Raw genomic sequence first — 23,662 nt, 5'->3', positions numbered from 1 at the left:
GATATCATCATGACCGCGACGACTCCGCGCAGCGCGCAAATTAAGATGAGCAGCTTTATCTTTCTCTACTTCTTTACCTGGTCTTCCAGCTTCGGGCTTTATGCCCTGTGGCTGAGCCAAAAAGTGGGTCTGGACAGCATCACCATCGGCAGCGTGTTCGCCATTAACGGCGTGTTTGCGGTGATCATGAAGCCGATTTACGGCTACATCATGGACAAAATCGGCATGAGCAAATGGCTGCTCTATTTCGTCTGCGCGGTCTCTGCGCTGATGGCACCGTTCTTTATCTTCGTTTACCAGCCGCTACTGCTGAGCCACACCACGCTCGGGATCATTATTGGCGCGCTGTATCTCAGCCTCGGCTGGTACGCGGGCGTGGCAGCGTCAGAATCCTACGCTGACCGCTTCAGCCGCCTATACAACCTTGAGTTTGGCCGCATCCGGATGTGGGGTTCACTCGGCTGGGCGCTGGCGGCATCGCTTTCTGGCGTGCTGTTCAACCTCACGCCACTGGCGAATTTCCTCGTCAGCAGCGGGACGTCCGTGCTGATGCTGTTGATGTTAATCAGCCTGAAAATTGGCGACGAGCAGCTGCGCAGCAACAACGTGATTGCCGACAACAAAATCGTTTTCAGCGACGTGGTCACGCTGATCAAGAACCGCAAATTCTGGATGTTCAGCCTGTATGTCGCAGGTGTGGCGTGGATGATGTTTGTCGCCGAACAGCAATTCCCGCGCTACTTCGTCTCGTTCTTTGCCACCAAAGAACAGGGCAACGCGTGGTACGGCTACCTGAGCATGATCCAGTCCGGCACCGAGTTCGTGATGATGATGTTTATCCCGATGCTGGTAAACCAGTTCGGTGCCAAGAAAGGGCTGCTGCTCTGCGGCCTGGTGGTCGGCGCACGCCTGATTGCCTCCGGCCTGACCACCGATCCGCTGGCGATTTCAATCATCAAACCGCTGTACGGCATGGAAATCGCGCTGCTGCTGATTTCAGTCTTCAAATACATCGCCGAGCATTTCCATAAAAAGGTCAATGCCACCATGTACCTGCTCGGTTATCAGGCGATGATTTACGTCGGTTCTGTGGTCGTCGCGCCGCCTGCGGGCTATCTCTACGCCAAAATCGGCTTCGAGCAGACTTATCTGATGATGGGCTGTTGCGCCCTGTTCTTCACCCTGGTTTCCACGCTGACCCTTTCACGCTGCCGCTCTGCCCGCGATCCTCATCCCGAGGACGCGCAGACGCTGGACGCGGTATCCATTGCCCCTGCAAAAAGTCATTAAGGAGAAGTCATGACCCGTTCTGTTGTTACCGAGCCGCTGCGCCCCGTTGAGCTGTATGCCATCGACCGGCCTGCACTGCGTCAAAGTCTGGACGCCGCCCTGACGCGTATTACGCGAAAACTGGATATCAACATTGCCGCTTTCGGCGACAGTTTCCCTGGTGAAGCCTGTGAAAACGGCATCTGGCCACGGACAAAAAATGTGGAGTGGACCACCAGCTTCTGGACCGGACAACTGTGGCTGGCGTGGGAAATGACCGGCGAAGGGCGTTTTCGTGAAGCCGCGGAGCGCACCCTGCCCTCGTTTGCTGAACGCATTGAGAAACGTATTGAAACCGCGACGCATGACCTGGGCTTTTTGTACTCACTTTCCTGCGTCAGCGCGTGGCGACTGACCGGTGACGAAGATGCGCGCCGCACGGCATTACAGGCCGCCGATACACTGATGGAACGCTTTAACCCCACGGCGAAAATCATTCAGGCGTGGGGCGATCTGAACGATCCTGAGCAGCAAGGCCGGATGATTATCGACTGCAACATGAATCTGCCGCTGCTGTACTGGGCCAGCGAGCAAACCGGCGACCCGAGCTATGCCGAAGCCGCCACGGCGCATGTTGAACAGGCCGCGCGGTATATCGTGCGCCCGGATGCCTCGACGTATCACACCTACTATATGGACGTGGCGACTGGCGAACCGCGCTTTGGCAACACGCATCAGGGCTACAGCGACACGTCCTGCTGGTCTCGCGGCCAGGCGTGGGGAATTTACGGCTTTATGCTGAGCTACCTGCACACCGGCGACAGCAGCATGGTCGAACTCACGCGCAGCCTGGCGCACTACTTCCTCAACCGCCTGCCGGAAGATGAAGTTTGCCATTGGGATTTAGCGCTGCTGGGGACCGACGCGGTGCGCGACAGCTCTGCCGCGGCCATCGCCGTTTGTGGCCTGCTGGAACTGGTGAAGGCCCTACCGACGCTGGACCCGCATCGCGCGCATTACGAGGAAATGGCGCTGCGCGTCATGAAATCCCTCACTGAAAACTATCTCGCTCGCGACGACGAGCCGTGCGAAGGCCTGCTTAAGCATTCGGTCTATCACATGGCGAGCGGTAAAGGCGTGGATCAGTGCTGTAGCTGGGGCGACTATTTCTATCTCGAAGCGATGGCGCGCCTGCGTCAGGTTTGGCCGCTGTACTGGTAATAAAAAAGCCCCCGATTTTGTAATCGGGGGCTTCTGTTTCGCCGGGTGGCGCTGCGCTTACCCGGCCTACATTTTTTGTGGTCTTACTTGAATTTCGCCTGCTGGAACAAGGTGTCCCACATGCCGAGCACCAGCGCCTGATCGCGCGGGTTCAGTTCACCTGCGTGAATCGCTTTTTCCAGGCTCTGGGTCACTTTTTCGTACACCGCTTCCGGAGAGTGATCATCACCCGCTTCCAGGTCTGCGACCGCGAGCGTCAGGTGGCCGCGGAGGTAGCCGCTGGCAAACAGTTCATCGTCGCTGGCGTGCTCTACCATGTCATCAATTAACGCCAGAATGCGCGATTCAAATTCTGCGATCATCTTCTTTCCTCAATTTAGATCTTCCGGCCAGGGGAAGTGTTCCGCCGTTAACGTCGGCGTTTGATAATAATCTTGTAATGCCGCGATGAAGCGCGCCGGACGCGCCGGGATCCCTTCTGCGAGATACGTCATCACCTGCGCATGAACCCGACGCTGGAAGACGATGCGGTCAGGCTCAACATCCCCTTCGAGATTGTCGCAGCTCACGTTGAACGGAAAACCTGCGGCGACGCAAAACAGCCAGTCGAACGCCTGTGGCTTCACTTCCACATCTTCGAACTGACTCTGCGTTTTCGCATCGCGTCCGTCCGGGCAGTACCAGTAACCAAAATCCACCAACTTGCGACGCTCGGCACCGGCAATGCACCAGTGCGAAATCTCGTGCAGAGCGCTGGCATAAAAGCCGTGCGCAAAGACGATGCGGTTATACGGCGCATCGGCATCAGCTGGAAGATAGATCGGTTCGTTTTCGCCTGAAATCAGACGGGTATTAAAATCATCAGCAAAACAGCTATCGAAAATGTCGATCAACTGCTGAAAATGGTGTTGTTGTTGCATTAATGAATTCCCAACCACTGGAGGATCTCCGCCCCGTGACTGTCATAGAGAAGTTTCGCGCTCATCACCGCCGAAACGATGACGATCATCGGCCGGATCAGCGTTTGTCCTTTGCTGAGCACCAGTCGCGATCCCATTCGCGCCCCTAAAAATTGTCCTGCCATCATCACAAAACCGGTCCCCCAAATCACCTTGCCGCCAATGATAAACAGCAGCAAACCGCCGACGTTTGAGGTGGCGTTCAGCACTTTTGCGTGCGCGGTAGATTTGGCGAGATTAAAACCGGCCAGCGTCACAAACGCCAGCGCATAAAATGAACCTGCTCCGGGGCCGAAAAAGCCGTCATAAAAACCGACACAGCCCCCGGTGATCAGCGCAAACGGTAGCCCGTGCAGGCGGCGCTGACGGTCTTCTTCGCCGAGCTTAGGCATCAGCAGAAAGTACAGGCCGATACCAATCACCAGCAGCGGCAGGATTTGACGCAGAATGTCTGACTGCACATGCTGAACCAGCAGCGCGCCACTCATCGAGCCGATGAACGTCATCAGAATATTGAGCTTTTGGTCTGCCAGGCTGACGACTTTTCGACGAACAAAATAGAGCGAAGACGACAATGACCCGCCGCAGGCCTGCAGTTTGTTGGTCGCCAGGGCGTTTGCCGGTGACATACCTACCGCCAGCAACGCCGGAATGGTCAGCAGACCGCCGCCACCTGCGAGGGAATCAATAAACCCGGCCAGTAGCGCGATAAAGAAAAGTGCCACCAGCAACAGCGGTGACACCATAAATATCTCAGTGAAATGTTCCATTAAAGGACATGCTCATCCAGTAGCGCCTGGCAGGAACGCGGCAACGGTGGCGGCGTTTTCTTCACAGGTTTGGTTGTTCCCGGTTTCGGTGGCTCGAACCAGCTTTGCAGCTCTGCGCCACAGCCGTCACCCGGAGGAGGTGGCGCCTGATCTTCACACTCGAGGCTCCCCGCTGGACAACGCAGACGCACGTGCATGTGGGCACGATGCTGGAACCACGGACGCACTTTACGCAGCCAGTCGCGGTCTGTACCCGCATCCAGACAAAGTTGCTGTTTGATAGCCGGGTTGACGAAAATGCGCGTCACGTCGTTATCTTTGGCGGCGAGTTTAATCAGGGCGCTGATTTTTGGCGACCACAATGACGGCACCACGTGCTTGCCATTGGCGGCCACTAAATCCAGCGCCTGCGGTTTTAACAGCTGCGCCGAAGTCCAGCGAGTCTGCGGGAGTTGGAGGAAAACGTCGACGTCCAGCCCGGACTGATGGCTGGCGTGTCCGCCATTAAAGCGCCCGCCCGCGGGCATCCCCATATCGCCAATCAACATCGTTCCCAGCCCCAGATTGTGCACCTGATTGCTGAGACGCTGAATGAACAGAATCAAATCCGTATGACCGAAGTAACGACGTTGATCGGTCCGCATTACCTGATAGTTATCGGAGCGCAGCGGTAATCCTTCCGCGCCGACGATGCAACCATTGGCAAAAGAACCAATCGACTGGGCTGTGCCCGGAATTGGCTGGGTAATTTTTTGCCACGGCGTGGCGGCGAACCCCGCGTGGCTGGCCAGCAAAGCCAGCAGCGCAATGACGATTTTTTTCATTTTCCCGCGTTTCCCTGGAAAAGCTTACCAGCGAGGCAGCGTTGTGTTCACATCCGCATTTTGCGCGCGCTGGCGCAGCAGATGATCCATCAACACGATAGCTAACATCGCTTCTGCGATAGGCACCGCACGGATCCCAACGCACGGATCGTGTCGACCTTTGGTGATCATTTCGACTTCTTCACCAAAGCGGTTGATCGTGCGGCCCGGCACGGTGATGCTCGAGGTCGGTTTCAGCGCCATGTGGGCGATGATTTGCTGCCCGCTACTGATCCCGCCCAGTACGCCACCGGCATGGTTGCTCTGGAATCCCTCTTTAGTGATTTCGTCCCGGTTTTGGCTGCCGCGCAGGTTAACAACGTCAAAGCCATCGCCGATTTCCACGCCCTTCACCGCATTGATGCTCATCAGCGCGTGCGCAATGTCAGCATCCAGGCGGTCAAAGACTGGTTCACCGAGGCCCGGCGGCACGCCGTCAGCGACCACAGTGATTTTCGCCCCAATCGAATCGCCTTCTTTTTTCAGGCCGCGCATCAGTTCATCAAGCGCGTCGATTTTGTCCGGATCCGGGCAGAAGAACGGGTTCTGTTCCACCTGGCTCCAGTCTTTGATTTCCAGCGGAATATCACCCATTTGGGTCATGCAACCGCGGATAACCACGCCGAATTTTTCTGCGAGGTATTTTTTGGCAATCGCCCCTGCCGCTACGCGCATCGCGGTTTCGCGAGCAGAAGAACGGCCACCGCCGCGATAGTCGCGCAGGCCGTACTTTTGTTCGTAGGTGTAATCAGCGTGACCCGGACGGAAGACATCTTTGATGGCGCTGTAATCCTGGGAGCGCTGATCGGTGTTCTCAATCAGCAGGCCAATGCTGGTGCCGGTGGTGACGCCTTCAAACACGCCGGACAGGATTTTCACCTGGTCCGGTTCGCGACGTTGCGTGGTGTAACGCGAGGTTCCCGGACGACGCCTGTCGAGGTCGTGCTGCAGGTCAGCTTCCGTCAGAGGGATTCCCGGCGGCACGCCGTCCACGATGCAGCCGAGGGCTACACCGTGGGATTCGCCGAAGGTGGTTACGCGAAAGAGTTGTCCAATTGTGTTTCCTGCCATCACGGCTCCATCGAATTTTAATTAGTCTTTATAGATGCTGAAGTGTTCGCGGGCAGCCAGAAGCTGCGCTTTGGTGAACATGAAGACGCCGTCACCGCCGTTATCAAACTCAAGCCAGGTGAACGGTACGTCAGGATACTGCTCTATCAGATGTACCATGCTGTTACCGACTTCACAAATCAGAATGCCGTCGTCAGTCAGGTAATCCGGCGCATTGCCCAGAATGCGACGCGTCAGCTTCAGACCGTCGGAACCTGAAGCGAGACCCAGTTCTGGCTCGTGGCGATATTCGTTCGGCAGGTCGGCCATGTCTTCCGCATCAACATACGGAGGATTGGTGACGATCAGATCGTACTGCACCTTTGGCAGGTCGCGGAACAGGTCAGAACGGATTGGCGTGACATGATGGATGAGACCGTGATCTTCGATATTTTGCTCAGCCACCGCCAGCGCATCCGGGGAGATATCGACGCCGTCGACTTCTGCTTCCGGGAAGGCGTAGGCACAGGCGATAGCGATGCAGCCGCTGCCGGTACACATATCCAGAATATGCTCAGGCTGATGCGCAATCAGGCCAGCAAAGCGGTTATTGATGAGTTCACCAATCGGCGAACGCGGAACCAGCACGCGTTCATCCACGTAGAATTCGTGGCCGCAGAACCAGGCTTTGTTGGTCAGATAGGAGACGGGAATGCGCTCGTTGACGCGGCGAATCACGCGTTCAACAATACGGTGTTTTTCACTGGAGGTCAGACGCGCGGTGTGCATGTCTTCCGGAATATCCAGCGGTAAATAGAGTGACGGCAGCACCAGCTGAACCGCCTCATCCCACGGGTTGTCCGTGCCATGACCGTACCAGATGCCCGCGGCGCTAAAGCGGCTCACCGACCAACGCAACATATCCTGAATGGTATGCAGCTCATTGACTGCTTCATCGACAAAAATTTTATCCATTTTCCCCTCCAGGGCCCATCGCTGAAATTCGGCGGCTAGTTTGCCATGAAGACGCCGATAAATCAGCATTCTTGCGTCATGAGAGCGGGGAAAAAATGCGTTTTCGCTGCCCGTAAGCCAAGAGAGTCGGGTAAACTGTCGCAAAGCGAAAATGAGATGAAAGAATGAAGAAGAAAACCTCACTGAGCGAAGAGGATCAGGCGCTGTTCCGTCAGCTGATGACCGGCACCCGCAAGATTAAGCAGGACACCATCGTCCATCGCCCAGCGCGTAAGAAAATCACTGAAGTGCCAGTGAAGCGGTTGCTTCAGGAACAGGCCGATAACAGCCACTATTTTTCCGATGAGTTTCAGCCCCTGCTGAATACCGAAGGCGCGATGAAATACGTGCGTGCGGACGTAAGCCATTTTGAGGCCAAGAAACTGCGTCGTGGGGATTATTCGCCGGAGTTGTATCTTGATTTGCACGGGTTGACCCAGATGCAGGCCAAAGAAGAATTAGGCGCGTTGATTGCGGCTTGTCGTCGTGAACATGTGTTTTGTGCCTGCGTGATGCACGGACACGGGAAACATATTCTGAAGCAGCAGACGCCGCTGTGGCTGGCACAGCACCCGCACGTGATGGCGTTTCATCAGGCACCGAAAGAGTATGGCGGAGATGCCGCATTAGTGGTGTTGATTGAAGTGGAAGAGTGGCAGCCGCCAGAATTACCGTAGAAGGACGAGGCGGAGAGAAGTGACAGGTAAAAGTGGCGGGAAGCGCACGGCTCACCCGCCTTTTACTCAGATGGCTTTGGCCATCTTCAGATTGCAGGGGCTCATCTGCCAGTTAAACTGGCCTTGCCCGCTGGCATCTAGCGTGACGTTCGCAATGGCGGATGTCGAGAACATCGGCGGAGCTTCACTCGGGCAGAGCTCAGACACCAGGTAACCTACCAGCGGCAGGTGGGAAACCACCAACGCAGAGGCAACACCTTCGTTCGCCAGCGCCTGCAGATAGGCGCTTACCAGCCCCACATCGCCGCAAGGCGTGAGTTCCGGCAGGACATCGATCTCTTTTGGCAGGTTCATACACTCCCCCACCACATCCAGCGTTTGCTCTGCTCGTAAGAACGGGCTGACCAGAACGCGCTCAATATCCACTTTTTGACCTTTCAGCCAGTTCGCCATCTGACGGGATTCATCGCAACCACAAGTGGTAAGAGGACGAACCGAGTCGCTGGCTGCATCGAGGGCAGCATCACCGTGACGCATAATAAAAACTTGCATATTGCACCGCTTTTGTTAACCAGAAACACCGGGGAAAAACACACGTACTTAATACGCTGTCTATTCGGTGGTCGGGCATTGTGCCTGATCCATTCGATGAATGAAACGCTGTTTTTTACCTTAATGGCGTAAGTATAGTCAATCTCTGTTTACAAAATAACCATACAGCAGCGTTATGCCTCACTTGGATTTACCTTTATTTGACCTCAACTTAACGTCTCAGTTTCATTTGCGGGCCAAAAGGCCAGGCCCTGTTCTGCCATCCTGATTAATGCCTCGCACGGCGTGAACCGTGGGCCATATTGCGTCGTCAGGCGTTGCAGAATCGCCACGACTTCCCCCGCCCCAAGGCTGTCCATATAACGGAACGGGCCGCCCAAAAAGGGAGGAAAACCAATACCAAACACCGCACCGATGTCACCATCGCGTGCGCTACGTACCACCTGCTCATCAAAGCAACGTGCGGCTTCATTGAGCATCATCATCACGCAGCGCTCGGCAATTTGTTGCCCAGACAGCGTTCCCTTCTGCCCGCCGCCAATAAGCGTATAAATTGCAGGGTCAGGCTGTTTTTTGCTTTTACGCCCTTTTGCCTCGTAAAGATAGAAACCGCGACCATTTTTTCTGCCTTTGCGATCGTCGTTCAAAATTGCGCTAATGATATTTGCAGGCGCGCTAAAACGTTCCCCGTAAGCGCTTTCCAGTACTGGAATAATTTTAGTTCCCGTATCGATTCCGACCTCATCCAAAAGTTGGATTGGACCTACCGGGAAGCCATATTTCGTCAGCGCCCCATCAATTTTTTCAATGGATTCGCCTTCCGTCAGCAGCCGCATCGCCTCATTGATATAAGGTGCCAAGATACGGTTGACGTAAAAACCGGCTTTATCCGCCACCACCACCGGTGTTTTACCAAGCTGTTTCGCCAGCTTCACAGTGGTGGCAATCGTGGTTTCTGATGTGCCCGCATGGGGAATCACTTCAACCAGCGGCATTTTCTCTACCGGACTGAAGAAATGCAGACCAATCACCTGTTCCGGACGCTGCGCCTGCGCGGCAATATCGCCAATCGGCAGCGACGAGGTGTTAGAGGCAAAAATAGTGTGCGGGGCAAAGTTGGCTTCCACTTCCGCCACCATTTGCTGTTTCAGCGATAAATCTTCAAAAACCGCTTCAATCACGACGTCACGATGGGCAAAACCGCTGTAATCGGTGGTGCCGGAAATCAGCGCCAGCTGGCGGTCGCGCTCACTGGCTCTGATATGGCGGCGACGCACCTTCTTATCAAGCAGCTCCCAGCTGTACTTCAGCGCATGGTTGATGCCGTTGGCATTGATATCCTTTATACGAACCGGCAATTTTGCTTTGCTGGCGGTGACAAACGCGATACCTCCGCCCATCAGGCCACCGCCCAGAACCGCCAGCGAACGCAGTGGCTGTGGCTCGGCGTTAGCGGCTGGATCTTTTTTCACGTCGGTACTGGCAAAGAAAACTGAGCGCAGCGCTTTTGACTGCGGCGTCATTGCCAGCTCGCCAAACGCCTGAGCTTCCTCGGCATATCCGCTGCTGCTGCCCTGTGCCAGACCTGTTTCGAGCACCTTCAAAATGCGACCAGTGGCGGGATAATTCCCCTGCGTTTTCTGCTCTGTTTTTTTCGCCGCCAGGCTGAACACCAGACTGCGTCCCAGCGGACCGGCCAGAATGCGTTCCCGTACCGGCAGACGTCGGCTGACCGGGCGATCCTGTTTAGCCAGCGCAATCGCCGCTTCGAGAAGGATCGCCTGAGGTACGACGTCATCCACCAGACCGACTTTTAATGCCTGACGCGCGCGAAGCTGTTTGCCGGTAAGGATCATGTCCAGCGCGGTGCTGATGCCGACCAGGCGCGGCAACCGCTGCGTGCCGCCGGAACCCGGCAGCAGACCTAGTTGAACTTCCGGTAAGCCCAGCACCGTTTTCGCATCATCGGTGCAAATTCGACTGTGACAGGCTAACGCCAGTTCGAGGCCACCGCCGAGACAGGCACCGTGGATTGCGGCGATGACAGGGATAGGCAGGGCATGAATTTCCGCCATGATTTGCTGTCCCTGGCGCGCCAGGGCTTCGGCTTCCTGCGCCGACGTGCAGTTGCTAATCATGTTGATGTCGGCCCCGGCGATGAAGTTATCCGGTTTGGCGGAGATGAACACCACGCCGCGCAGGGCCTTGTTGTCGCGAACTTGCTTGAGAATAGCCCGCACCTGAACGCCAAACTCAGCCTTCAGGGTATTCATTTTTTCGCCGGGAACATCGATGGTAATGACCGCCACGTTATCGAGGCGTTCGGTCAGCGTAAATGCGGATGTCGTTTCCATTATTCGGCCTCCAGAACCATGGCTGCGCCTAAACCGCCTGCCGCGCAGGCGGTCACCAGACCAAAGCCACCGCCGCGACGACGCAGCTCGTTAAGGGTTTGGGTGATCATGCGCGCACCGGTTGCTGCAAAAGGATGTCCGTAGGCAATGGAGCCGCCCAGCACGTTGAATTTACTATCGTCCACTTCTCCGGTCGCATGGCTGCGGCCCAGCACGTCGCGGGCAAAGCGTTCGCTGGCCATCAGTTGCAGGTTCGCAAGCGTCTGGGCGGCGAAGGCTTCATGCATATCAAAGAGGGTTAAATCGGCCATCGTCAGTCCGGCACGTTCCAGCGCCAGCGGCGTGGACCACGCAGGCCCCAGCAGCATGTCCTGCGTGACATCAATCGCGGTAAACGCGTAGCTGCGCAAATAGCCGAGCGGCTTCAGGCCCAGTTCTTTTGCCCGAGATTCCGTCATCAGAATCACTGCCGCCGCGCCGTCGGTCAGCGGGGTGCTGTTGGCCGCGGTCACCGTGCCATGTTTACGATCGAAGGCCGGACGCAGTTTTGCGTAGTCTGCCAGTGAGGATTGGGTGCGCACATTGTTGTCCTGCGCGAACGGCTCACGAAACGGCGGCGCATAGGCCGTCATCACTTCATCCGTCAGCTTGCCGTCGGCCCAGGCTTTGGCCGCATGCAGATGCGAGCGATGCGCCAGCGCATCTTGTTGCTCGCGGGTGATGCCCCAGGTTTTCGCCATTTGTTCGGCGGTGTCGCCCATGCGTAAACCGGTAGAGTACTCCGCCACGGCAGGCGGCACGGGGGCTAAATCTTTGAGGCGCAGACGAGAGAAGAGTTTGAGTTTCTGCCCCAGGGTTCGGGCTTTGTTGGCATCCACCAGCGTACGGGCCAGCGCTTTGCTCACGCCAATCGGCAATACAGAGGAGGAATCTGCCCCACCGGCGATCCCGGCGCGAATAGTGCCCGCCATCAGGCTTTCTGCGACGTTGGCGACGGCCTGGAAACTGGTGGCACAGGCACGACTGACGCTGTAGGCATCGGTATGAACGCTCATGCCGGTGCCGAGCACAATTTCACGCGCGATGTTCGGCGCCTCAGGCATTTGCACGACCTGGCCGAAAACTAACTGTTCGATGACTTCAGGAGGAATTTCGCTGCGAGCCAGCAATTCACCGACAACCATTTTCCCCAGATCAATCGCGGGAATGCCGTGAAAAGCCGTCGCCTGACGGGCAAAAGGCGTGCGTAACCCGCTGACAATGGCAATGCGATCGCCCTGGCGGGTGATAAGCGGTAATGCCTGACTCATAACTGTCCCCTGGTAAACGTAAAAAAAAGTGGTCTGACCTGATAACAGTCTTAACTAATTTTTTACATCCAGCCAATCAGGGAAGCATAAAAGTGAGAGCCAAAACACATTGAGATAAAAAAGAAAACGCCCCTGCTGAGCAGAGGCGTTTTAGAGAAGGGATTAACGCAGTCCGAGCTGGAAAATCAGGGTTTCAGCTTCGCAGCAGAACACAAAATCGATATCCAGTTGCACACCACCGTCGACGTCTTTATAGGTCGGGATGATTTTGCATGGGTCGGACTCAACACCACGGGCTCTTTCGCTCAGCGCAGCCAGCGTTTCGTCAGCTTCAGCGCGTGTCGCAAAAACGCGGCTGTAGGACGCGGTGCAATCGGTGTTGTCCATAATGGTGCCAACATCCATACAGCAGCAAACCGGGGTTTCATCAGCACTGCATTTACTCATCGTAGATATCCTCTGTATTTGCACCCAGGGTGCCAGATAAACAATGCGACTATTTTACGCCCCTGCTCTAAGGGTCTCCAGTTGATATTAATTTGTACGGTCATAAGTGAGCTAAATCACAATTAAAAATGATCTAAAACAAAAACCACCCTCTCAAGGGAACTTTCATGACCGTAATTTTGCCAGCTGGATCGCGTTTCTTAGATCACAATTGAAAAAACTTATAAACATACTTGCAACATTCCATCTGGTCAGACCTATACTCTCGGCACTGGTCTGATTTCTCTGACGTAACACAGACCCTACACTTCGCGCTTCTGTTACGGCATGTAACAATTTTTGCATAAAAATAACTCGATTGAGGTTATGGTCATGAGCCAAAAAACCCGTTTTACAAAATCTGCTCTCGCAGTTGCAGTGGCACTCGTTTCTTCTCAGGCCTGGTCAGCAGGCTTTCAGTTAAATGAATTTTCTGCCTCAGGTTTAGGCCGTGCTTATTCCGGTGAAGGCGCGATTGCCGACGATCCGGGTAACGCCAGCCGTAACCCCGCGTTGATTATGATGTATGACCGCCCGCAATTTTCAGCCGGTGCCGTTTATATTGATCCGGACGTGAATATTTCTGGTAAATCCCCAACAGGTAAAAGCACCGATGCCGATAATATCGCTCCGGTAGCATGGGTACCGAACTTACATTTTGTCATGCCTCTTAACGAACAATTTGGTTGGGGCGCTTCTGTTACCTCCAATTATGGCCTGGCAACTGAATTTAATGACAACTACGCCGCAGGAAGCATGGGGGGGAAAACTGACCTCACCACTGTTAACCTGAACCTGAGCGGTGCGTATCGTCTGAACAGCAACTGGAGCTTCGGTGTTGGTTTTGATGCGGTCTACGCGAAAGCGAAAATCGAGCGCTATGCCGGTGACTTAGGTCAGATCATTGCGGGTTCTGGCGCATTGCCGCCGGCACTGGCAGGTCAGGTTGGGCAGATCCCTGCTGATACCCAAGTTGCCCATTTGAAGGGTGATGAGTGGGGCTTCGGCTGGAACGCCGGTATCCTGTATGAACTGGATAAAAACAACCGCTACGGCTTTACCTACCGCTCTGAAGTCAAAATCGACTTCGACGGTGATTATAAGAGCAACATGCCGTCGGCCTACAACCAGATTCTGGGCAACTTCGGTCTGCCGTTGGGCACCGATGGCAATACCACCAACGGTTCTCTGACGCTGAACCTGCCGGAAATGTGGGAACTGTCAGGCTACAACCGTGTCGCGCCGCAGTGGGCTATCCACTATAGCGCCACCTACACCAGCTGGAGCCAGTTCCAGGAGCTGAAAGCAACCGGTAACAGCGGCGAAACCCTGTTCTATAAAGACGAAAGCTTTAAAGATGCATGGCGTCTGGCGCTCGGTACTACCTATTACTACGACGACAACTGGACATTCCGTACCGGTATCGCGTTTGATGATAGCCCGGTTCCAGCCGATCATCGCTCGATCTCCATCCCGGATCAGGACCGTCTGTGGCTAAGCGCGGGTGCAACCTACGCGTTAAATGCGGATGCTTCCATCGATGTGGGCGCGTCTTATATGCACGGTCAGAACGTGACTATCGAAGAAGGTCCGTACACCTTCCGCTCTGCAGGCAAAGCGTGGCTGTTCGGTTCTAACTTCAACTACCGCTTCTGATAGTTCGAGTTCAGGCATAAAAAAAGGTGAGCGCGATGCTCACCTTTTTTGTTTTCGACTTCGCTTACTGCGAATCGATATCCTTCAGATCGCCTTCAATCGCTTTGGCGTTCGGATTGTCTTCCGTACTGAGTTTACCGCCGTTAGCGATGAAATCATGTTGCTGGAAGTACGCTTCACGCACCGTGATGTACGGGTCAGTCGATTGACGTAGCAAGCCATCGGAATCCAGCAGCTGCGCACGCGTTTCAACCCCTTCTATCGCCCACTTGCCGATAGACATCGGCCAGGTCAGCCATGACAGCACCGGATACAGATCGTCAGCCATATCGCCGACGTCATCACGCACGGTAAAACTGCCGTAGAACGGTAACTGCAGATACGGACCATAGCCCACACCATAATGCCCCATGGTGCTACCGAAACGGTGTGGCTGAACGCGCTGCAGTTTCTGATTCGCCATTCCCGCGACATCAATGAAACCGCCCATCCCTAAAATCGTATTCAGGAAGAAACGCGTGAAGTGAACCATACCCTGATACGGGTCGCCCTGCAGGAACATGTTCACCATGATCGCAGGCTCTTCAATGTTGCTGGTGAAGTTACCGATACCGTTACGCGCAGGCTGCGGGACATAGTCTCGCCATGCGACAGCAACCGGGCGGACCAAATAAGGGTCCAGCACGTTGAAGTTGAAGTCGTACATGGTGCGGTTGAATCCTTCGAACGGATCTGAACGCCCCTGCTGCTGGTCACCGGAACTGGCGCAGCCCACCAACAGCGTCGCGCTCAGCGCAAGCGCAGACAGGCGAAAATTCATAAATATCTCCCTGTAAAGAAATCACTGCTTCTACTGATTTTATACATATTTTGAAACAGACGTATCGCTATTCATGGCATAACCCCAAAATTAGGACTCAGGACCGAGGAGCTCGGCAATAAAACCCGCTACGCTTTACCCAGAGTCAACAGACGAAGGGAATGCCGGATGGACAATATTGAAAAAGAGAAAATCGACGGACATACCGAAGAGATTGAAGTCGAAAGCGATGAAAAAAAACGGGGCGAGGATATAGAAGTCGATGAACAGCGGCTTCCTTCGCGGGCAATGGCCATCCACGAGCATATCCGCCAGGACGGTGAAAAAGAGCTGGAGCGCGATGCCATGGCGCTGCTGTGGTCGGCAATTGCCGCCGGGCTGTCGATGGGCGCATCGCTGCTGGCTAAAGGCATTTTTCACGTTCAGCTCGAAGGCATTCCCGGCGGTTTCCTGCTGGAGAACTTAGGCTATACCTTCGGCTTTGTCATTGTGATCATGGCCCGCCAGCAGCTGTTTACAGAGAATACTGTTACCGCCGTTTTACCTGTCATGCAAAGCCCAACGATGGGCAATTTCGGTCTGCTGATGCGTCTCTGGGGTGTGGTATTACTGGGGAATCTCATCGGTACCGGTGTGGCCGCCTGGGCGTTCGAATACATGCCGATTTTTGATGAGCCAACGCGCGATGCCTTCACCAAAATTGGTATGGACGTCATGAAAAATACACCGGGGGAAATGTTCGCTAACGCCATTATTTCAGGCTGGCTTATCGCGACCATGGTATGGATGTTCCCCTCCGCTGGCGCCGCCAAAATTGTCGTTATTATTCTGATGACCTGGCTGATTGCGCTGGGCGACACCACGCACATCGTGGTTGGCACCGTAGAAATTCTGTATCTGGTTTTCAGCGGGACCCTGCACTGGCATGATTTCTTCTGGCCTTTCGCACTGCCGACGCTGGCCGGGAATATTTGCGGAGGCACCTTTATTTTCGCCCTGATGAGTCACGCGCAAATTCGCAACGACATGAGCACTAAGCGGAAAGCGGAGGCAAAAGCCAAAGCCCAAGAACAAGAAAAACGTCAACAGAAGTGAAGACGATGGCGACACTTTGAGCAGTCAGATAGCTATGTGCTTAACCTGCCTGCTAAAAAACGCTATACTCGTGCCGCTTCGTCCCCTTAGTTAAATGGATATAACGAGCCCCTCCTAAGGGCTAGTTGCAGGTTCGATTCCTGCAGGGGACACCATTTGCTCCCCTGCTTTATCTCATCACCCAATACATCCCCGCGATCACGACCATCAGATTCACTATCACGCTAATGGCAAAATAGGTTTTGAATGGCTGCTTTTGTGTTTTATGCCGAAAGATTTGCTGCCCCAGAATAGCGCCAAACCAGCCACCGACCAAACCGAAAATCAGCAAAGTGAACTCAGGGATACGATACCTATTCTTTCGTGCGGCCAATTTGTCCGCGGCATAAAGCAGCAACGTGAGCACGTTGACGGAAATAACCCATACCGTCAGCGAGTCTGGCAATAAGGCACTGGTGGTGGCGGTGATGAATAAAATCGCATAATAAAAATAATGTAGTTTCATCAATTATTTTAATCACATCCGGGATCCTTCCGCCACGAATTCATCTCCCACTAGCCCATCAAACAAATTCAAAATTAAACCAATTTTTAAATCTAAATATGCGAGAACACGCCCCATCCACTGTAGGATCGCGGGCTTTCGCTTATTTTCAGCCCTTTATATACTTCGGACCCTACATGCATAGCAGAACACGTTCATTGTTCCTCTTCTCTCTGGGACTCTTCCCGGCTCTCGCGTTAGCGCAATCTGGCGTCGTCAAAACCAACAAAGAAAAATCGGATGATGACCCGACTAAAGTCACCACCAAAGTGGGTGTTGCGTGGTCCGATAACTACGATATGGATGACAGCGATGTGCAATTCTCTGGCTCGCTGGCGCTGGACGAAGCGCGAAAAATCAATGTGAAGATCAATAGCGATGCCACTGAGTGGCGTGTCGGGGGTTCATGGCTTTTCCCGATCGGTATTTTCAACTTCAACTTTGGTAAGAATGAATTTTCTAACGGCGCTTCGCAGACCAACTATTCTATTGGGACGTTTCTCCCCCTGAGCTTTTTTGGTTTTGAACCTGCCGGTTTCCAGTTTTTCCCAATGGCAGGCTACTCCTATAATACTGGCGATACCTTTGGCTGCGATAAAGACAAGCACAGAGCCTGTTCCCAGGCTGGCTTTAGCGGCGATCCTTCGGAAGAAAACGGCTTCGGTTTGGTAGATACTTCAGGTAGCAGCGGCTATCTGGGCGTATTTATGCTCAAGCCACTGACTGCCAACCTGCGCTTACTGAGCGTTGCTGGCGGGTCGTACGGCTCGAAAAACGATGATGGGGATAACTACAAAGGCTACTTCGCCGGGGTGGGATTGGGTTACTCCTTCAACAAGCACAACTCTGTCAGCGCGTTTACCTACATCCAGGACAACAATACCTATATCGATGACGCCGAGAAAAAAGTCAAAGTCTCCTATAAGTATCAATTCTAAACATCCTGCCTGAAACCATTCTTAAGATGTCGTGTATGACATCGCTCTAACTCCGAATTTCTCAGGTGCGCGCCAGCATTTCACTGCCGCCTGAGTTTTCACCCCGTAAAATCCCTATAATTTCAATGCGGTACTACTCCCTCATTCAGCGGCGATTTTTCCGTCGCTGGTGGGGCATTTATTGCATACTGAAATCATTGTGTCGCCGTTTCACGACACTCGTAAGTAACTAAAAATTAATAAAAAAATCAGGCTTGTCACCCTCCTTTTTTAAGCGTACATTAGCGCCGTCTGGAGCACATGAAGCACAGAATTTTGAGGTGGTGCCGAAGGGTAAAAAGGGACAAATCCCAATTTTTATTCGAGGCGGTGTCAGCTCTCTATACTCAGTCAGGATTGTTTTCATTTGGGCGTATCGCGCTATACGCGGAGTGATGTGACGTGAAATATTTTATTATGGGCATCTCCTTTATGGTCATCGTCTGGGCCGGCACTTTCGCCCTGATGGTTTAAGCCTGAGCATGCAAAGAAAAACAGGAGCCCAATGGCTCCTGTTTGCATTTCTGAAGGCTGAAGACCGGAGAGTTACTCGGTACTTTCCGTTGCAGACTTGCTTGAAACCGGCAGCAGACCGTCGGCGCGGAACATGGCTTTAATACCACGTACGGCCTGGCGGATGCGGTCCCGGTTTTCAATCAGCGCAAAGCGCACGTGCGTGTCGCCGTAGTCACCAAAACCAATCCCCGGTGAAACGCAGACTTTTGCGTCCTGCAGCATCTTTTTCGCAAACTCCAGCGAGCCCATTGCGGCGTAGTGTTCCGGAATCTTCGCCCAGACGTACATCGACGCCTTCGGCATCTCGACCATCCATCCGGCTTCATGCAGTCCTTTTACCAGCACGTCACGACGGCGACGATACTGCTCGGCAATATCCAGCACGCACTGCTGATCGCCTTCCAGCGCAGCAATCGCCGCCACCTGCAGCGGCGTGAAGGTGCCGTAATCGTGATAGCTTTTGATACGGGCCAGCGCGTTAACCAGCTCTTTGTTGCCGACCATGAAACCTATGCGCCAGCCCGCCATGTTGTAGCTTTTCGACAGAGTGAAGAACTCCACGGCGACATCACGTGCGCCCGGGACTTCCATGATCGATGGTGCTTTCCAGCCGTCGTAGACGATATCGGCGTAGGCTAAATCATGCACCACCAGCACGTTGTAGCGCTTCGCCAGCGCGACCACTTTCTCGAAGAAATCCAGTTCAACGCACTGCGCGGTCGGGTTCGACGGAAAGCCGAGGATCATCATCTTCGGCTTCGGATAGCTTTCGCGAATGGCGCGCTCAAGTTCGTTAAAGAAGTCGACGCCTTCCACCAGCGGCACGGAACGCACCTGCGCCCCGGCAATCACCGCGCCATAAATATGAATCGGATAGCTCGGGTTCGGCACCAGCACGGTATCACCGTGATCCAGCGTCGCCAGCATCAGGTGTGCCAGCCCCTCTTTCGAACCGATAGTGACGATAGCCTCGCTTTCGGGGTCAATCTCTACGTCATAACGGTCTTTATACCAACGTGAAATCGCGCGGCGCAGGCGTGGGATCCCGCGAGACGTGGAGTATCCGTGGGTGTCGGGGCGCTGGGCCACGGTACAGAGTTTTTCAACGATATGCGGCGGCGTAGCGCCGTCAGGGTTACCCATGCTGAAGTCGATAATGTCTTCGCCGCGCCGACGCGCAGCCATTTTCAGCTCAGCAGTGATATTGAATACGTAAGGGGGAAGCCTGTCGATACGGGTGAAACGACGTTCAGGACTGGAGTCAGCCATAAATTCCTCGGATAACGTGAGCGCCCGGACCGTCCGAGCGACGCTGCCACCTGTGTGGCATGCTTGAAAATAACCCGATTTTTTTCCTGCTGTCGAGAGGGTTGGGGAAAAATAAATCGTACAGGCAAAATGAGGAAGTGATGGCCGATAAGAGGCACTCCGCACTGCCTGATATCACCTTTACCGCAAAATATCATTTACACAGCGATATCAATTGGTTTACCGCAAGGCGCACGCATTCCTCGCATTTCCCCCTGTGGCGGGACCGTAAAAGTAATCCCCTTTTAAAATTGCGGCTTTTCCCTGTTGTCTAATCCGCGTGATTGCTGGCTATCCCCCGCCAGGTTTTTTATCATATTACTTTGAGTGATACATACGGCGCACACATGCACGAAATCTTTACTATGCTGCTGGCGGTTTTTGACAGGGCCGCCCTGATGCTGATTTGCCTGTTTTTCCTTATCCGCATCCGCCTGTTCCGCGAGCTGCTGCATAAATCTGCGCATACGCCGAAGGAGCTTCTCGCCGTCACTGCCATTTTCTCGCTGTTCGCGCTGTTCAGCACCTGGTCTGGCGTGCACGTGGAAGGCTCGCTGGTGAACGTGCGCGTCATTGCGGTGATGTCCGGCGGCATTCTGTTTGGCCCATGGGTCGGCGCCATTACCGGGCTTATCGCCGGGACGCACCGCTATCTGATCGACATTGGCGGCGTCACCGCGGTGCCGTGCTTTATCACCAGCATTATCGCCGGGCTGCTCTCCGGCTGGATCCACTGCAAAGTGCCTAAGGCGCAGCATTGGCGCGTCGGGATCCTTGCCGGGATGCTGTGCGAAACGCTGACCATGATCCTCGTCGTCGTCTGGGCGCCGACAATGGAACTTGGCTTCGACATCGTCTCAAAAATTGGCGTGCCGATGATCCTCGGCAGCGTGTGTATCGGTTTTATCGTACTGCTGGTGCGCAGCGTTGAAGGGGAAAAAGAGGCCATCGCGGCGAGGCAGGCCAAGCTCGCCCTGGAGATAGCCAACAAAACGCTTCCGCTGTTTCGTAATGTTAACAGCGAATCCTTGCGCCAGGTTTGCGACATTATTCGCCGGGATATTGACGCCGACGCGGTGGCGATTACCGATAACGAAAAAGTGTTGGCCTACGTCGGCCTCGGCGAAACCAATTACAAAAAGAATGACTTGGGGATAAGCCCGCGAACCCGCCAGGCGCTGAGCGACGGAAAAATCATTATCCGCAACGACGACGTGGCCTACCGCACGCCGGAAATCCATTCGATTATGATTATCCCGCTGTGGGAAAAAGGCGTGGTTACCGGCACGCTAAAAATCTATTACCGCCCCGCGCACCAGATAACGTCCTCGCTCCAGGAAATGGCGGTGGGCCTGTCGCAGATCATCTCGACTCAGCTCGAAGTGTCCCGCGCCGAGCAATTGCGTGAAATGGCAAATAAGGCAGAGCTGCGGGCGCTGCAAAGTAAAATTAATCCTCATTTTCTGTTTAACGCGCTGAACGCCATTTCGTCGTCGATTCGCCTTAATCCGGACACCGCCCGGCAGTTGATTTTCAATCTCTCGCGTTATCTGCGCTATAACATTGAGTTGAAGGACGACGAGCAGATCGATATTCGCAAAGAGCTGTACCAAATTAAGGATTACATCGCTATCGAACAGGCGCGCTTTGGTGACAAGCTGACGGTGATTTACGACATCGACGATGAAGTGAACTGCATGATCCCAAGCCTGCTGATCCAACCGCTGGTCGAAAACGCGATTGTGCACGGCATTCAGCCCTGCAAAGGGAAAGGCGTGGTGACCATCAGCATCAGTGAAAGCGGGAACCGCGTGCGAATCGGCGTGCGGGATACCGGGCACGGCATCGACCCGGCGGTGATTGCCCGCGTCGAGGCGAACGAGATGCCTGGCAATAAAATTGGCCTGCTCAACGTGCATCACCGTGTGACGTTGCTGTACGGCGAAGGGCTGCATATTCGCCGCCTTGAGCCCGGCACCGAAATTGCGTTTTATGTGCCAAACCAGCGCACGCCGTCCCCCTCAACTGCAAGCCTGCTGTCATAAGGACGGAATATGAAAGTCATCATTGTTGAAGATGAAGTGCTTGCTCAGCAGGAGCTGACCTGGCTGATCAAAGAGCACAGCCAGATGGAGATTGTCGGCACGTTTGATGACGGGCTGGACGTGCTGAAGTTTTTGCAGCACAACAAGGTCGACGCCATTTTTCTCGACATCAATATACCGTCGCTCGACGGCGTGTTGCTGGCGCAGAACATCAGCCAGTTCGCGCATAAACCTTTCATCGTGTTTATCACCGCGTGGAAAGAGCATGCGGTGGAAGCCTTTGAACTGGAAGCCTTCGACTACATTCTCAAGCCGTATCAGGAATCGCGCATCGTCACGATGCTGAAAAAGCTGGAAAACGCCTGGCAGCAGCAGTCGGGGAGCAATAACAACGCGGCGAGCCCTCAGCGGGAAAACGACACCATCAACCTGATCCGCGATGAGAAGATTTTCGTGACGTCGATTCATGATATCTATTACGCCGAAGCGCACGAGAAAATGACCTTCGTGTATACCCGGCGGGAGTCGTGGGTGATGCCGATGAACATTACCGAGTTTTGCAGCAAGCTTCCAGCAGCACACTTCTTCCGCTGCCATCGCTCGTACTGCGTTAATCTGAATAAAATCCGAGAAATCGAGCCGTGGTTTAACAACACCTATATTCTCAGATTACGCGATCTCGATTTTCAGGTACCGGTTAGTCGTAGCAAGGTGAAAGAGTTTCGCCAGCTGATGAACCTATAAAAAAAGGCGCCATCGGCGTAATGCCGATCAGTTAAGGATCGGTTGACCGATCCGGTGGTTGTGCAAGAATCCGTAATCTCTCCAGGGATTACGGATTTTTTTATGTTACTCAGCCAGGCCTTAGATACCGTCCATAAATTTTCTCCGCAGGAGTTTGCTGCCCTTGCAGACCTGCTTTCTCCTGAACTGATTGATGAATGCCTGGCTGACACCGGCGTCGTCACTCTGCGTAAGCGTCGCCTCTCCATGGAGATGATGGTCTGGGCGGTTACCGGCATGGCCCTGTTCCGCTCCCACTCCATGACCCAGCTGGTCTCACATATGGACATTCTTCTGCCGGGTAACCGGCCCTTCGTTGCACCCAGTGCCGTTGTTCAGGCCCGCCAGCGGCTCGGCGAGGATGTCATCCGTCTGATGTTCGAAAAAACACGTCAGCTCTGGTTTGAAAAAACACCCCTGTCTCACTGGAACGGCCTGACGCTAATGGCCGTGGACGGTACGTTGTGGCGTGCACCTGATACCCCAGAAAATGACGCAGCCTTCGGCCGTACTGCCAATGTGAACAAGCAGTCCGAATGGCCACAACTGCGCATGGTCTGCCAGATGGAAGTTACCAGCCATCTGCTGTCTGCGGTGGCCTTCGACAGCGTCTCTGAAACCGGTGAAACTGACCTTGCGGCACAGCTTATTGACCGGACGCCGGACCACTCACTGACCATCATGGATAAGGGCTTCTATGCCCTGGGCCTGCTGCATCGCTGGCAGTCATCAGGCACGGAAAGGCACTGGATGCTGCCCTTACGCAAAGGCGCGCAGTATGAGGAGGTGAGAAACCTGGGCGCAGGGCAGAAACTGGTGAGAATAACGCTGTCGCCGCAGGCGAAAAAGAAATGGCAGGATGCACCGGAAACCCTGACAGCAAGACTGGTCAGCAAGGAAGTGAACGGCAAGACGGTGCAGATACTGACGTCGATGTGCGACCCGCTCAGATACCCGAAAGCCGATATCGTGGACCTTTACAGCCAGCGGTGGGAGATAGAGCACGGGTTCAGGGAGATGAAGCAGCATCTGCTGAATAATGAACTGACGCTGCGGAGTAAAAAGCCTGCGCTGGTGCGTCAGGAGCTGTGGGGCGTGGTGCTGGCGTATAATCTGTTGCGCTTCATGATGGGGCAGATGGCGTACAGTCTGAAAGGCGTGGAGCCATATCAGATGGGCTTTAAACAGTCAGCGTTATATCTGTGCAGCCACCTGCGTTTACTGCCGGGAGTGGCGCCGGGGAAACTCCCCAAGGTCATGGCCGAAATACTGAGTATGGCCTCAAGCTTCGTGCTACCAGGGCGAAGAGCACGGCATTACCCGAGAGCTGTAAAAAAGAGGCCGCAACGTTATCCGTTGCGGCCTCCTTCAAAAGCTTAACTGACAAGCATTA

General features: G+C 54.3%; 23 protein-coding genes and 1 tRNA gene. 11 read left to right on the top strand and 13 right to left on the bottom strand.

The window, feature by feature from the left end; all coding sequences use genetic code 11:
* The first annotated feature begins 9 nt into the window (after positions 1–9).
* Both A8O29_RS06855 and A8O29_RS06850 read left to right on the top strand, forming a co-directional pair.
* The gene (locus A8O29_RS06855; RefSeq protein ID WP_373422887.1) at positions 10–1,290 is read left to right on the top strand and encodes an oligosaccharide MFS transporter; all 1,281 of its coding nucleotides are present in this window, start codon (positions 10–12) and stop codon (positions 1,288–1,290) included.
* A gap of 9 nt (positions 1,291–1,299) precedes the next feature.
* Positions 1,300–2,490: a glycoside hydrolase family 88 protein gene (locus A8O29_RS06850; protein ID WP_125352168.1), complete on the top strand. Its 1,191-nt coding sequence runs from the start codon at positions 1,300–1,302 to the stop codon at positions 2,488–2,490.
* Positions 2,491–2,573: 83 nt separating this feature from the next.
* Here A8O29_RS06850 and A8O29_RS06845 read toward each other — a convergent pair whose 3' ends face one another.
* The 6 genes from A8O29_RS06845 to prmB are packed head-to-tail and all read right to left on the bottom strand — an operon-like array spanning position 2,574 to position 7,107.
* On the bottom strand, positions 2,574–2,852 hold the full coding sequence (locus A8O29_RS06845; protein WP_110509163.1) for a YfcL family protein: 279 nt from the start codon (positions 2,850–2,852) through the stop codon (positions 2,574–2,576).
* A gap of 9 nt (positions 2,853–2,861) precedes the next feature.
* Entirely contained in the window at positions 2,862–3,410 is a 549-nt protein-coding gene (locus A8O29_RS06840; RefSeq protein ID WP_125352166.1) for an elongation factor P hydroxylase, read from the bottom strand.
* On the bottom strand, positions 3,410–4,219 hold the full coding sequence (locus A8O29_RS06835; protein ID WP_110509159.1) for a sulfite exporter TauE/SafE family protein: 810 nt from the start codon (positions 4,217–4,219) through the stop codon (positions 3,410–3,412). Before A8O29_RS06835 ends, A8O29_RS06840 begins: the two co-directional genes overlap by 1 nt.
* Entirely contained in the window at positions 4,219–5,043 is an 825-nt protein-coding gene (gene mepA / locus A8O29_RS06830; protein ID WP_125352164.1) for a penicillin-insensitive murein endopeptidase, read from the bottom strand. The genes A8O29_RS06835 and mepA overlap by 1 nt, the downstream gene beginning before the upstream one ends.
* 24 nt (positions 5,044–5,067) lie before the next feature.
* On the bottom strand, positions 5,068–6,153 hold the full coding sequence (gene aroC, locus A8O29_RS06825; protein WP_125352162.1) for a chorismate synthase: 1,086 nt from the start codon (positions 6,151–6,153) through the stop codon (positions 5,068–5,070).
* A gap of 21 nt (positions 6,154–6,174) precedes the next feature.
* A complete protein-coding gene (prmB, locus tag A8O29_RS06820) occupies positions 6,175–7,107 on the bottom strand; it encodes a 50S ribosomal protein L3 N(5)-glutamine methyltransferase (protein ID WP_125352160.1) in 933 nt (310 codons plus the stop codon).
* A 164-nt stretch (positions 7,108–7,271) separates the two neighbouring features.
* Between prmB and smrB the strand changes: the two genes are divergently transcribed.
* The gene (gene smrB / locus A8O29_RS06815) at positions 7,272–7,823 is read left to right on the top strand and encodes an endonuclease SmrB (protein WP_125352159.1); all 552 of its coding nucleotides are present in this window, start codon (positions 7,272–7,274) and stop codon (positions 7,821–7,823) included.
* A gap of 66 nt (positions 7,824–7,889) precedes the next feature.
* Here smrB and sixA read toward each other — a convergent pair whose 3' ends face one another.
* The 4 genes from sixA to A8O29_RS06795 all read right to left on the bottom strand — a co-directional run bounded on the left by sixA (position 7,890) and on the right by A8O29_RS06795 (position 12,486).
* Complete coding sequence (gene sixA / locus A8O29_RS06810; RefSeq protein WP_110509148.1) at positions 7,890–8,375, bottom strand: phosphohistidine phosphatase SixA; 486 nt, start codon at positions 8,373–8,375, stop codon at positions 7,890–7,892.
* Between the two features lie 206 nt (positions 8,376–8,581).
* Positions 8,582–10,729: a fatty acid oxidation complex subunit alpha FadJ gene (fadJ, locus tag A8O29_RS06805; protein ID WP_174081275.1), complete on the bottom strand. Its 2,148-nt coding sequence runs from the start codon at positions 10,727–10,729 to the stop codon at positions 8,582–8,584.
* Positions 10,729–12,039: an acetyl-CoA C-acyltransferase FadI gene (gene fadI / locus A8O29_RS06800; protein WP_125352157.1), complete on the bottom strand. Its 1,311-nt coding sequence runs from the start codon at positions 12,037–12,039 to the stop codon at positions 10,729–10,731. The genes fadJ and fadI overlap by 1 nt, the downstream gene beginning before the upstream one ends.
* Positions 12,040–12,201: 162 nt before the next feature.
* The gene (locus tag A8O29_RS06795; RefSeq protein WP_125352155.1) at positions 12,202–12,486 is read right to left on the bottom strand and encodes a YfcZ/YiiS family protein; all 285 of its coding nucleotides are present in this window, start codon (positions 12,484–12,486) and stop codon (positions 12,202–12,204) included.
* Positions 12,487–12,858: 372 nt separating this feature from the next.
* Between A8O29_RS06795 and fadL the strand changes: the two genes are divergently transcribed.
* On the top strand, positions 12,859–14,181 hold the full coding sequence (gene fadL / locus A8O29_RS06790) for a long-chain fatty acid transporter FadL (RefSeq protein ID WP_168713824.1): 1,323 nt from the start codon (positions 12,859–12,861) through the stop codon (positions 14,179–14,181).
* 64 nt (positions 14,182–14,245) lie between these two features.
* On the opposite strand, the gene mlaA is transcribed toward fadL, so the two are convergent.
* Positions 14,246–15,001 (bottom strand): phospholipid-binding lipoprotein MlaA, encoded by a 756-nt coding sequence (gene mlaA / locus A8O29_RS06785; RefSeq protein ID WP_125352151.1) that lies wholly within the window; start codon positions 14,999–15,001, stop codon positions 14,246–14,248.
* Between the two features lie 168 nt (positions 15,002–15,169).
* Between mlaA and A8O29_RS06780 the strand changes: the two genes are divergently transcribed.
* A complete protein-coding gene (locus tag A8O29_RS06780) occupies positions 15,170–16,096 on the top strand; it encodes a formate/nitrite transporter family protein (protein ID WP_125352150.1) in 927 nt (308 codons plus the stop codon).
* A gap of 80 nt (positions 16,097–16,176) precedes the next feature.
* Positions 16,177–16,251, top strand: a tRNA-Arg gene (locus A8O29_RS06775).
* Between the two features lie 14 nt (positions 16,252–16,265).
* Here A8O29_RS06775 and A8O29_RS06770 read toward each other — a convergent pair.
* Entirely contained in the window at positions 16,266–16,601 is a 336-nt protein-coding gene (locus A8O29_RS06770) for a DUF1294 domain-containing protein (RefSeq protein WP_125352148.1), read from the bottom strand.
* A 176-nt stretch (positions 16,602–16,777) separates the two neighbouring features.
* Between A8O29_RS06770 and A8O29_RS06765 the strand changes: the two genes are divergently transcribed.
* Both A8O29_RS06765 and ypdK read left to right on the top strand, forming a co-directional pair.
* Positions 16,778–17,578: a hypothetical protein gene (locus A8O29_RS06765; RefSeq protein ID WP_125352146.1), complete on the top strand. Its 801-nt coding sequence runs from the start codon at positions 16,778–16,780 to the stop codon at positions 17,576–17,578.
* A 441-nt stretch (positions 17,579–18,019) separates the two neighbouring features.
* The gene (gene ypdK / locus A8O29_RS06760; RefSeq protein ID WP_110509655.1) at positions 18,020–18,091 is read left to right on the top strand and encodes a membrane protein YpdK; all 72 of its coding nucleotides are present in this window, start codon (positions 18,020–18,022) and stop codon (positions 18,089–18,091) included.
* A gap of 72 nt (positions 18,092–18,163) precedes the next feature.
* Here ypdK and alaC read toward each other — a convergent pair whose 3' ends face one another.
* Positions 18,164–19,402: an alanine transaminase gene (gene alaC, locus A8O29_RS06755; RefSeq protein ID WP_125352144.1), complete on the bottom strand. Its 1,239-nt coding sequence runs from the start codon at positions 19,400–19,402 to the stop codon at positions 18,164–18,166.
* Between the two features lie 386 nt (positions 19,403–19,788).
* Between alaC and A8O29_RS06750 the strand changes: the two genes are divergently transcribed.
* From A8O29_RS06750 to A8O29_RS06740, 3 genes are all read left to right on the top strand, one after another.
* Positions 19,789–21,486 carry a sensor histidine kinase gene (locus tag A8O29_RS06750; protein ID WP_125352142.1) on the top strand — a complete coding sequence of 566 codons (1,698 nt, stop codon included), beginning with the start codon at positions 19,789–19,791 and terminating at the stop codon, positions 21,484–21,486.
* A gap of 9 nt (positions 21,487–21,495) precedes the next feature.
* Positions 21,496–22,230, top strand: a complete 735-nt coding sequence (locus A8O29_RS06745) for a LytR/AlgR family response regulator transcription factor (protein WP_125352140.1) — start codon at positions 21,496–21,498, stop codon at positions 22,228–22,230.
* 102 nt (positions 22,231–22,332) lie between these two features.
* Positions 22,333–23,649, top strand: a complete 1,317-nt coding sequence (locus tag A8O29_RS06740; RefSeq protein ID WP_174081207.1) for an IS4 family transposase — start codon at positions 22,333–22,335, stop codon at positions 23,647–23,649.
* Positions 23,650–23,662 lie beyond the last annotated feature (13 nt).

Source organism: Scandinavium goeteborgense, assembly GCF_003935895.2.
GTDB lineage: Bacteria > Pseudomonadota > Gammaproteobacteria > Enterobacterales > Enterobacteriaceae > Scandinavium > Scandinavium goeteborgense.
Note: the sequence above shows the minus strand (reverse complement) of the source record. Positions and strands in the feature narration are given on the sequence as shown.

Bases quoted from the DNA above. Each gene is read 5' to 3' on its own strand.
- A8O29_RS06850 (WP_125352168.1), top strand. From the start codon at position 1,300: ATGACCCGTTCTGTTGTTACCGAGCCGCTGCGCCCCGTTGAGCTGTAT.
- A8O29_RS06840 (WP_125352166.1), bottom strand. From the start codon at position 3,410: ATGCAACAACAACACCATTTTCAGCAGTTGATCGACATTTTCGATAGC.
- prmB (WP_125352160.1), bottom strand. From the start codon at position 7,107: ATGGATAAAATTTTTGTCGATGAAGCAGTCAATGAGCTGCATACCATT.
- alaC (WP_125352144.1), bottom strand. From the start codon at position 19,402: ATGGCTGACTCCAGTCCTGAACGTCGTTTCACCCGTATCGACAGGCTT.
- A8O29_RS06740 (WP_174081207.1), top strand. From the start codon at position 22,333: ATGTTACTCAGCCAGGCCTTAGATACCGTCCATAAATTTTCTCCGCAG.
- A8O29_RS06835 (WP_110509159.1), bottom strand. From the start codon at position 4,219: ATGGAACATTTCACTGAGATATTTATGGTGTCACCGCTGTTGCTGGTG.
- mepA (WP_125352164.1), bottom strand. From the start codon at position 5,043: ATGAAAAAAATCGTCATTGCGCTGCTGGCTTTGCTGGCCAGCCACGCG.
- A8O29_RS06855 (WP_373422887.1), top strand. From the start codon at position 10: ATGACCGCGACGACTCCGCGCAGCGCGCAAATTAAGATGAGCAGCTTT.
- aroC (WP_125352162.1), bottom strand. From the start codon at position 6,153: ATGGCAGGAAACACAATTGGACAACTCTTTCGCGTAACCACCTTCGGC.
- A8O29_RS06795 (WP_125352155.1), bottom strand. From the start codon at position 12,486: ATGAGTAAATGCAGTGCTGATGAAACCCCGGTTTGCTGCTGTATGGAT.
- A8O29_RS06770 (WP_125352148.1), bottom strand. From the start codon at position 16,601: ATGAAACTACATTATTTTTATTATGCGATTTTATTCATCACCGCCACC.
- A8O29_RS06745 (WP_125352140.1), top strand. From the start codon at position 21,496: ATGAAAGTCATCATTGTTGAAGATGAAGTGCTTGCTCAGCAGGAGCTG.
- fadL (WP_168713824.1), top strand. From the start codon at position 12,859: ATGAGCCAAAAAACCCGTTTTACAAAATCTGCTCTCGCAGTTGCAGTG.
- A8O29_RS06750 (WP_125352142.1), top strand. From the start codon at position 19,789: ATGCACGAAATCTTTACTATGCTGCTGGCGGTTTTTGACAGGGCCGCC.
- A8O29_RS06765 (WP_125352146.1), top strand. From the start codon at position 16,778: ATGCATAGCAGAACACGTTCATTGTTCCTCTTCTCTCTGGGACTCTTC.
- smrB (WP_125352159.1), top strand. From the start codon at position 7,272: ATGAAGAAGAAAACCTCACTGAGCGAAGAGGATCAGGCGCTGTTCCGT.
- fadI (WP_125352157.1), bottom strand. From the start codon at position 12,039: ATGAGTCAGGCATTACCGCTTATCACCCGCCAGGGCGATCGCATTGCC.
- fadJ (WP_174081275.1), bottom strand. From the start codon at position 10,729: ATGGAAACGACATCCGCATTTACGCTGACCGAACGCCTCGATAACGTG.
- sixA (WP_110509148.1), bottom strand. From the start codon at position 8,375: ATGCAAGTTTTTATTATGCGTCACGGTGATGCTGCCCTCGATGCAGCC.
- A8O29_RS06845 (WP_110509163.1), bottom strand. From the start codon at position 2,852: ATGATCGCAGAATTTGAATCGCGCATTCTGGCGTTAATTGATGACATG.
- A8O29_RS06780 (WP_125352150.1), top strand. From the start codon at position 15,170: ATGGACAATATTGAAAAAGAGAAAATCGACGGACATACCGAAGAGATT.
- mlaA (WP_125352151.1), bottom strand. From the start codon at position 15,001: ATGAATTTTCGCCTGTCTGCGCTTGCGCTGAGCGCGACGCTGTTGGTG.